This window comes from Sulfitobacter sp. 15WGC, assembly GCF_005068605.1.
Classification (GTDB): domain Bacteria; phylum Pseudomonadota; class Alphaproteobacteria; order Rhodobacterales; family Rhodobacteraceae; genus Sulfitobacter; species Sulfitobacter faviae.
Map to the genome: position 1 here is coordinate 13832 of NZ_SZNL01000031.1, position 8500 is coordinate 22331.

Consider the following 8500-nt stretch of genomic DNA (forward strand, 5'->3'; position numbering starts at 1 on the left):
GGGATGTCCGGGTATGGAAAGGGCTCGCTAAGCAAAACTGACAGTGTCTGACAAACCCTTTGCAGCAGGCGTACTGTTGCGAATGATGAAAAAAGAATGCGGCGCAAACCCTGCGCCGCATTTTTTTTGCTCTAAGACAGTCTTGGATCATGCGGGTAGCTTGCTGGGCGGGATTAGCAGCCCCTATGTGCAATGCGCGACGCCATATCCAGCATCCTTGCAGAGAAACCCCATTCGTTGTCGTACCAGCCAAAGACGCGCAGTTGGCGGTGTTCGATCTCTTGCGTTTCGGGAAGGGCGATCACCAAAGATTCAGGGCGGCCCCGGAAATCGGTGGAAACACAGGGGTCGTCGCAAAGCCCAACCAATGCCGAGCCTGCAAAGGCCTCGCGCAGAAATTCCACGCATGACCCTTCGGGCTGTTCGGCAAGTTGAAGCGTCGCGTCGATAGCCGAGACCGAGATGCAAGGCACGCGAACGGCGGCCACGCTGAGCCGGTCACAAAACTCGGGTAGTATGTTAAATAGCTGATCGGCAGCGCTTGTGGATGTCGGTATCATTGAGACGGCGGCCGCGCGACTTCGTTCCAAACTGGCGCCGGGCTGGTCCACCGTGGGTTGGCTTCCGGTGTAACAGTGAATTGTCGTGACATGCGCACGCGATATGCCAAGCCCAAGATCGATGGTACGCAGCAGTGGCGCGATTGCGTTGGTCGTACAGGAGGCATTGGAAATGATCCGCGCGTCGCCCAGCTCCTGCTCATTGGCGCCGAGGACAACGGTCCGTTCGGCCGCTTTCGATGGACCCGAGATCAGCACGTTTCGCGCGCCGGCATCAATGCCAGCTTTCGCAAACTGTCGCTCCTGAACCTTGCCGGTACACTCCAGCACCACGTCGACGCCGCGCAGGTCCAATGCCCGCAAATCTGGCTCGGGTGAAGGGGATGGTCTTTGCGCCAATCGTCACCTGATTGGCGCCTGTAGTCACGGGAACGCAAAGGGGGCCATAAACACTGTCGTAGCGAAGCAGGTAGATGCAGGTTTCCAGCGGGGCGATGTCGTTGATCCCCACAATCTCCACGTCGGCCCGAGCGTCGTCTTCGAGGATCTGACGCAGCAATGTCCTGCCGATACGGCCAAAGCCATTGATGAAAACCCGTAGTTTGCCGGTCATGGATGCGCTCCGTACAATAAGACAAGGGCGGGCAGCCAAGCCGTCAGAACGCCAGCGCCCAGGGTCGCGACGGTTGTCGGACCTTGTATCTGTTTCTGCAACGCCAATGTGACGAAATACAAGAACCACAGACCTGACCAAGCCAGCCAACACAACCCGAGCCATAGAGCGACGAAGCCTGCCGCTGTCACGATCGCTTGATAGGCTTGGGGCAGGACCGAGAGAGCGACGAAGAGGCTGAACCAGCCAAGTCCCCGACCGTCTGCGCCGGTCAGCCGGTTAACCGCCACCCAAAGGTAGGTCACGCTGAAGAGCAGGGTCAGGGCCACGGTCCGGACATCTTCTGGGGTCATTGCGCGGGTCAGCGATAAGGCAGCCACGGCAGCCGTGATCGCTGCCGTCGCCAGGTTGATGACAACGATCTCCCGATTCGCGATCCGCCCGGACATCCAGAACCCGTTCAGGATCAGAACCGCGCCCACAAAAAGCAGGGACAGAGGCAGAAACATGAAAGCTACCGTCTTGTTGCGCGCGAAAGGCCGCGCCGTTTCTGGCGCGACCCGGAACGTGAGTTATTGGGAGGCTATGGGCTTGGGCTAGAAGTCCACTTCGACCGCGATGCCCTTCTCGACAGCCAGATCGACGACTTTGGCCGCGACAGCAAGATCCTGTAGCCCCACGCCGGTACCGTCGAACAGGGTGATCTGATCCTTCGAGATGCGCCCCGGATGGTCTCCGTTAATCACCGCGCCGAGCTGGGCAACGTCGGTCTCAGTGATGATCCCCTCCGCGATGGCATGCTGCGCCTCGCCGATACTCACGGATTGCGCAACCTCATCGGTGAAAACGGCAGCGCGCCCGAGCAGGGCGGCTTCGACCTCCTGTTTGCCCTTGGTGTCGGTGCCCATGCAGGCGACATGGGTTCCGGGGCTGACATGATCGGCCATCAGCGAGGGCGCAAAGGCGGAGGTGATCGAGATGATGACATCCGCTTCGGTCATGGCGGGCAGGTCGACGGCCTCAAAGGGAACTCCCGCTTCCTGAGCCACCTTTTCGATATTGGGCAGCATCTCCGGGTGATAATTCCAGCCGATCACCTTTTCGAAGTTGCGCTGCTCCAGGGCGGCGCGCAGTTGAAAGGTGGCTTGATGACCTGCGCCGACCATGCCGAGCACGGAGGCGTCTTTGCGCGCGAGGTGCTTGATCGACACAGAGGAGGCCGCCGCCGTGCGCAGGGCGGTCAGCAGGTTGCCACCCACCATGGCCTTGACCTTGCCGCTGTCGGGATCAAACAGGAAGACAGTGGATTGGTGGTTGATCAACCCGCGTTTCTCCAGATTGTTTGGCCAATAGCCACCGGCCTTCAACCCCAAGGTCAAGCCCGCGCGGTCAAATCCGCCTTTGAACCCATAAAGCGCGTCTTCGTGGCCAATCGCTTCGCGAACGACCGGAAAGTTGTAGGCATCGCCGGAGGCCATCGCGGCGAACACCTTTTCGATGGCATCAAAAGCGGCCGCGCGGGTCATGAGGTCGGCAATTTCACGTTCAGGTACGATCAGCATTTTAGTCTCCAAATTCTTCGGGTCAGAGCAGTCCGGGAGGCGGGCCAGCAGCTTTGAGCCGCCGGCTCCGAGCAGATAAGCGCGGTTTGACACCTATCTTGAATGAGAGCGCCCCCTGTGCGGGTCGGGAGAAACCGGGTCAGGGGGGCGCAGGTCTTTGGCGACGACGCAGCCGCCCAGCCGTGAACCGGCTGATCAATAGGCGTGACCGCGTGCCGAGACAGGCCAGAGGCATTCGACCTTGCCGTTGCGCACACCGACATACCAGTCATGCACATTGGCGGTTGGGTCGCAGTGTCCCGGAACCAGCTTCAGCTTGTCGTTCACACGGAGCGCACCGTTCGGATCCATCACGACCCCATGCTCGTCCGAACATTTAACGTACTCGACATCGTCGCGTCCGTAGACCACCGGCAGGCCGCTATCGACGGATTGAGCCTTGAGCCCCGCGTCAACGATCGCTTTGTCTGCCTTTGCATGGCTCATGACGCTTGTGAGGATAAAAAAGGCGTTTTCCCATTCACCTTGGTCGATGCGGTTGCCGTTTTTGTCGAGGATGCGCCCATAGTCCGCGTCCATGAAGGCATAGGAGCCGCACTGCAATTCGTTATACACACCAGAGTTGGACTCGAAATAGTAGGAGCCGGTGCCGCCACCGCCGACGATGTCACACGCCAAACCCTCGGTTTTCAACGTATCGACCGCATCTTTGACCATCGCCACGGCGATATCTATTTTTGCCTTGCGTTCGTCATAGCTGTCGAGGTGCTGCATTGCGCCCTGATAGGCCTGCAGGCCAGCGAACTTAAGACCCTCAGCCGTGTCGATGGCCTTGGCAATCTCAACAACGTCAGAGGTGGAGGTCACACCGCAGCGTCCGGCGCCGCAATCTATCTCGACAAGACATTCGATTTCGGTGCCATGTGTCCGCGCCGCCAACGACAGGTCGGCCACATTGGCAAGATCGTCCACGCAACAGATCGTGCGGGCGCCAAGCTTGGGCAGGCGGGCAAGACGGTCGATCTTGGCAGGATCGCGCACTTGGTTCGAGACGAGGATATCCTTGATGCCACCCCGGGCAAAAACCTCGGCCTCGGAGACTTTCTGGCAGCAGACACCGCAGGCACCGCCGAGCTTTTCCTGAAGCCTTTGCACGTCGACCGACTTGTGCATTTTGCCATGGGTCCGGTGGCGCATGCCATGCGCCTTGGCGTAATCCCCCATCTTCTTGATGTTGCGCTCCAGCGCGTCAAGATCGAGCACAAGGCTCGGGGTTTGAATGTCGGCCTCGTCCATGCCGGGTTTTGCCGGAATATCGTAGCCCACTTCGTATGCGTCGAGATTGGTCATATCTTTCATGTCCGTGCTCCTTAATTTTCAGTCATTTGGGATCAAGCGGCGTTCAGCCATGGCAGCCTGTCGAGGTCGACATTGCCGCCCGTGATGATCAGGCCAACGCGTTTGCCCTTAAACGCTTCCGGGTTTCTGAGAACTGTCGCGAGCGGCACAGCAGAGGATGGCTCCATCACCACGCGCAGATGTTTCCACGTCAGCTTCATCGCCTCTAGGATCTCTTGCTCCGACGCTGTGTAGATCTCGGACACATGGTTCGAGACGAAATGCCAAGTCAGGTCCTTGAGCGGGACCAGAAGCCCATCGGCAATGGTTTTGGGCGCATCGTCGGCAATGATATGGCCCGCCTTGAAGCTGCGGTAAGCGTCGTCTGCCTGTTCAGGTTCGGCGGCGATGATCTGAGTCTCAGGTGCGAGGGTCGCGAGGGTGAGGCAAGTGCCAGAGATCATGCCGCCGCCGCCGATGGGCGCCACCGCCGCGTCAAGACCATCCGTCTGCTCCATGAACTCGCGCGCGCAGGTGCCTTGACCGGCGATCACGCGCGGATCGTTGTAGGGATGGACAAAATCGCCCCCCGTCGCGGCCTGTACCTCGGCAAAGGTCGCTTCGCGGGAACTGGTCGACGGCTCGCATTCGGTAATGACGCCGCCAAAACGGCGCACCGTGTCCTTCTTCGCCTGCGGCGCTGTGCGCGGCATCACCACGTTGCAGGGAATGCCGCGCTTCAAAGCGGCATAAGACAGGCAGGAGGCATGGTTGCCAGAGGAATGGGTCGCGACACCTTTGGCCGCCTGTTCGTCACTCAGCCCGAAGACCGCGTTCGAGGCGCCCCGCACTTTGAAGGCACCGGGCTCCTGAAAATTTTCGCATTTGAAGAACAGCTCGCAACCGGCCAGTTCGTTGAGGTAGTCCGAGGTGCGGACCGGCGTGCGACGGATGTGAGGGCCGATCCGCGCGTGAGCCTCTAGCATGTCCTCGTAAGTGGGGATGTACATCTGAGTGTCCTTCATCACGCAGCGTCCTTCTGCGCTGCCGCAGAATGGCCGCGATAATACTCTTGGGCCGCCGCGACCCCGGAACCGAGTTCGATGTTCAGTCCAAGATCGACCATGCACATCTCTGCCGTCGCAATACCGGAGAGGGCCATGACATCCGTAAGGCTGCCGAGGTGGCCGATCCGAAACACCTTGCCGGCGACCTCCCCAAGGCCCACGCCAAAAGCGACCCCATACCGGTTGGCGGCATGTGTCACGATATCGGTGGCGTTAAAGCCTTCCGGTGTCCGAATGGCGCTGACGGTGTCGGAGTAGACCGAAGGATCGGTGGCGCAAAGATCAAGCCCCCAAGCGCCGACCGCCGCGCGCACGCCCTCAGCAATTCGGTGATGCCGGGCAAACACATTCTCCAGACCCTCGCGCAGCAGCATATCACAGGCCTGGTTCAACCCGTTCAGCAGACCCACCGCAGGCGTGTAGGGATAGGCGTTGTTCGCGTAGCCCTTCGCCATGTCATGCACATCGAAAAAAGTGCGGGGCAGAGTGGCGGTCTTAGTGGCCTCCATCGCCTTGGGTGAGAAGCCAACGATGGCGAGGCCTGCGGGCAGCATGAACCCTTTTTGCGACCCGGTCACGGCAACGTCCACGCCCCATTCGTCGAAGCGGAAATCCATCGAGGCAATCGACGATACCCCATCGATGAACAGCATCGCAGGATGACCCGATGCATCCAGCGCACGGCGCACCGCCGCGATGTCCGATTTCACGCCGGTGGCCGTTTCATTATGTGTGGCAAGGACCGCCTTGATCTCGTGGTTCTTATCCGCGGTCAGAATCTCTTCATAGCGATCCGCCGGAAGCCCCGCGCCCCATGTGGTTTCGACTACTTGCACGGAAAGGCCATGGCGCTGGCACATATCGATCCAACGATGACTGAACATGCCATTGCGCGCCGCAAGCACTTTGTCACCGGGCGACAACGTATTGGTCAGCGCGGTTTCCCACCCCCCCCGTGCCAGTGGACGGGAAAATGAAGACCTCTGCGTTGTCGCTTTTCAGGATCTGCCGAACACCTGCACGCGCGGGATGCAGAATTTGGCCGAACAGCGGTGATCGGTGGTCGATCGTCGGCATGTCGCAGGCCTTGCGCAGGCTTTCGGGGATGTTCGTCGGGCCCGGGATGAAAACGGGATTTTGAAAGCTCATGGACGGTCTCCTTCCGTTGTTGATCTCACAGTAGACGGGGCCGAGGCGGGCTGATACTTTTTTGAAATGAGCTTTCATTTTTTAAATGCTCTGGTTATTCCGAGTTTTGTCAGTGGCTTATATTTTTCATATCGTGAGTTTATCTTTCACATGTGAGCGAAAAGTTCTTATGGATTCTCAAGAAAATGGTTCTGGGGCGGCTCGCAGGGCACGCGGAAGGCCGCGCGGCTGGACGGACAAGACCGCGCAGAACACGATCAAATCGCTCGACCGGGCCATGGAGGTCTTTGAGTATCTGAGCGAAGCACAGGGCAAACCGCTCACCAAGCTGGCGGATGAAATGCGCCAATCGCCAGCGACCGTCTACCGCATCCTTGTAACGCTCGAGGGCAGGGGGCTGGTCGAATTCGATCACGAAGAGCAGGTTTGGTACGTTGGCCCGCGCGCCTTTGTGATCGGCGCGCGTTTCCTTCGGCGCACGAGCCTTGTCGATCGTGCGCGACCCATCATGCGAAAGCTGATGGAAACGACCGGTGAAACAGCCAATATCGGCAAGGGGCAAGAAGATGCGGTTTTGTTTCTGAGCCAGGTGGAAACACATGCGAACATCCGTGCCTTTTTCCCACCCGGCAGCCTGTCGCCAATGCATGCCTCCGGCATCGGTAAGGCGTTGCTCGCCTATATGGAGCCTGAGCGTTTGGACAAGCTTCTGTCGAAGGGGCAGATGACGCGCTTCACCGCCCATACGATCGTTGATCCGGCAGCCCTGCGCCAGAACCTCGAAGCCATTCGGGAAAGCGGTTTTTCAGTCGATAATGAAGAGAGAAACGAGGGCATGCGCTGTATCGCAGCGCCGGTATTCGACATGAATGGCGAAGCTGTCGCGGGGATCTCGATATCGGGGCCGACAAGCAGGGTCGGCGCGTCAGAGGTCGAAGAACTGAGCCGCCCCGTCATCAAGGCGGCTCATGAATTGAGCCTCGCAATCGGAGGCGACGTTACTCGGCCGCAGCCTTAAGCCGCTGATGCTGAGGGTATGACGCAGTTCCGGGACGAAGCGCCATATGCCGGTTTACGTCCTTGTAAAGCAGGTAGCGGAACCGCCCCGGCCCCCCCGCATAGCACGCCTGAGGGCAAAAAGCGCGAAGCCACATATAGTCGCCAGCTTCGACTTCGACCCAGTCATTGTTCAGATTGTAAACCGCTTTGCCCTCCAAAACATAGAGCCCATGCTCCATCACATGTGTCTCAAGGAAAGGGATCACGCCGCCCGGTTCGAAGGTAACAATCGTGACATGCATGTCGTGGCGCAGGTCGGACGGATCGACAAAGCGGGTTGTCGACCATTTGCCATCCGTGCCGGGCATTGGCGTCGGTTCGATATCGTTTTCGTTCAGGACCAATACGTCGGGCATATCCAACCCCGCGACGGCCTCATAGGCCTTGCGCACCCAGTGGAACCGCAAGACTTCGTCTCCTTCGTTTCGCAGGGTCCAGCCGCTTGATGGGGGCAGATACGCATAGCCGCCCGGGCTCAGCTTATAGGACTCGCCACCGACCCGCAAAGTCGCGGTGCCTTCCACCACGAAAAGGATGCCTTCGGCCTCCGGGTCCAGCTCGGCTTTGTCAGAGCCCCCGCCGGGCTGCACTTCCATGATGTATTGAGAAAAAGTCTCGGCAAACCCACTCATTGGCCGCGCGATGACCCAAAGGCGCGTCTCCTCCCAGAAGGGCAGAAAGCTGGTAACGATGTCCCGCATTGTGCCCTTCGGAATGACGGCATAGGCATCCTTGAAGATGGCGCGATCGGTAAGAAGCTGCTCTTGTCCGGGGTGCCCCCCGTGTGGCGCGAAATATTTTGTGCTCATGGATGCTCCAGAAGAAATGGGCTGTTTCCATCAGGATAATCGAAACGGAGAGGGGGCGACCATCGGTAAACTGACGACAGCTCTGTTCGGCGAGATTTGATAATGGGATATCTGTTAATCTGCCAAGCTAATCGCCGCATCAACGCCAGCAGCTTTTCAGCGCGATCTTATGCGGCGTGACCTGCCCCCCACTGGTCCCTCGTTCATGACGAGAGTCTGCGGGTTTGATTTTGATAGTCGTCGGTTTCGGGCTTGGCAAGCGCGCCGGGCGCGGAGCCCTCAAATTGCTCAAGCGTCCGGCGCGCTTCGGCCGGTGTTTTGTTCCCGAGCGATGAGTGCGGCC

General features: G+C 59.2%; 8 protein-coding genes and 2 pseudogenes. 1 reads left to right on the plus strand and 9 read right to left on the minus strand.

Annotation, left to right across the window (positions count from 1 at the left end; all coding sequences use genetic code 11):
- Window positions 1-173: 173 nt before the first annotated feature.
- The 7 genes and pseudogenes from FCK22_RS16950 to bhcA all read right to left on the minus strand — a co-directional run bounded on the left by FCK22_RS16950 (window position 174) and on the right by bhcA (window position 6289).
- Window positions 174-914, minus strand: a complete 741-nt coding sequence (locus tag FCK22_RS16950) for an aldehyde dehydrogenase (RefSeq protein WP_331711016.1) — start codon at window positions 912-914, stop codon at window positions 174-176.
- The gene (locus FCK22_RS19615; protein WP_331711015.1) at window positions 835-1173 is read right to left on the minus strand and encodes a glyceraldehyde 3-phosphate dehydrogenase NAD-binding domain-containing protein; all 339 of its coding nucleotides are present in this window, start codon (window positions 1171-1173) and stop codon (window positions 835-837) included. The genes FCK22_RS16950 and FCK22_RS19615 overlap by 80 nt, the downstream gene beginning before the upstream one ends.
- Entirely contained in the window at window positions 1170-1682 is a 513-nt protein-coding gene (locus FCK22_RS16955; protein WP_067265087.1) for an AmiS/UreI family transporter, read from the minus strand. Before FCK22_RS16955 ends, FCK22_RS19615 begins: the two co-directional genes overlap by 4 nt.
- 87 nt (window positions 1683-1769) lie before the next feature.
- Window positions 1770-2735: an iminosuccinate reductase BhcD gene (gene bhcD, locus FCK22_RS16960; protein WP_067265076.1), complete on the minus strand. Its 966-nt coding sequence runs from the start codon at window positions 2733-2735 to the stop codon at window positions 1770-1772.
- Between the two features lie 195 nt (window positions 2736-2930).
- Complete coding sequence (bhcC, locus tag FCK22_RS16965; RefSeq protein ID WP_067265073.1) at window positions 2931-4094, minus strand: 3-hydroxy-D-aspartate aldolase BhcC; 1164 nt, start codon at window positions 4092-4094, stop codon at window positions 2931-2933.
- Between the two features lie 32 nt (window positions 4095-4126).
- The gene (gene bhcB, locus FCK22_RS16970; RefSeq protein WP_067265072.1) at window positions 4127-5098 is read right to left on the minus strand and encodes a beta-hydroxyaspartate dehydratase BhcB; all 972 of its coding nucleotides are present in this window, start codon (window positions 5096-5098) and stop codon (window positions 4127-4129) included.
- A pseudogene (gene bhcA, locus FCK22_RS16975) lies at window positions 5098-6289 on the minus strand (L-aspartate--glyoxylate aminotransferase BhcA). Before bhcA ends, bhcB begins: the two are co-directional and overlap by 1 nt.
- Before the next feature lie 169 nt (window positions 6290-6458).
- Here bhcA and bhcR point away from each other — a divergent pair.
- Complete coding sequence (gene bhcR / locus FCK22_RS16980; RefSeq protein ID WP_067265067.1) at window positions 6459-7307, plus strand: HTH-type transcriptional regulator BhcR; 849 nt, start codon at window positions 6459-6461, stop codon at window positions 7305-7307.
- On the opposite strand, the gene FCK22_RS16985 is transcribed toward bhcR, so the two are convergent.
- Window positions 7288-8157: a bifunctional allantoicase/(S)-ureidoglycine aminohydrolase gene (locus tag FCK22_RS16985; protein WP_067265064.1), complete on the minus strand. Its 870-nt coding sequence runs from the start codon at window positions 8155-8157 to the stop codon at window positions 7288-7290. The two genes, bhcR and FCK22_RS16985, sit on opposite strands and share 20 nt — an antisense overlap.
- Before the next feature lie 203 nt (window positions 8158-8360).
- Window positions 8361-8500 (minus strand): annotated as a pseudogene (locus FCK22_RS16990) (IS3 family transposase); the annotation flags it as partial.

Excerpts from the sequence above, each read along its gene's own strand:
- FCK22_RS19615 (WP_331711015.1), bottom strand. The coding sequence starts at position 1,173 with ATGACCGGCAAACTACGGGTTTTCATCAATGGCTTTGGCCGTATCGGC.
- FCK22_RS16955 (WP_067265087.1), bottom strand. The coding sequence starts at position 1,682 with ATGTTTCTGCCTCTGTCCCTGCTTTTTGTGGGCGCGGTTCTGATCCTG.
- bhcD (WP_067265076.1), bottom strand. The coding sequence starts at position 2,735 with ATGCTGATCGTACCTGAACGTGAAATTGCCGACCTCATGACCCGCGCG.
- bhcC (WP_067265073.1), bottom strand. The coding sequence starts at position 4,094 with ATGAAAGATATGACCAATCTCGACGCATACGAAGTGGGCTACGATATT.
- bhcB (WP_067265072.1), bottom strand. The coding sequence starts at position 5,098 with ATGAAGGACACTCAGATGTACATCCCCACTTACGAGGACATGCTAGAG.
- bhcR (WP_067265067.1), top strand. The coding sequence starts at position 6,459 with ATGGATTCTCAAGAAAATGGTTCTGGGGCGGCTCGCAGGGCACGCGGA.
- FCK22_RS16985 (WP_067265064.1), bottom strand. The coding sequence starts at position 8,157 with ATGAGCACAAAATATTTCGCGCCACACGGGGGGCACCCCGGACAAGAG.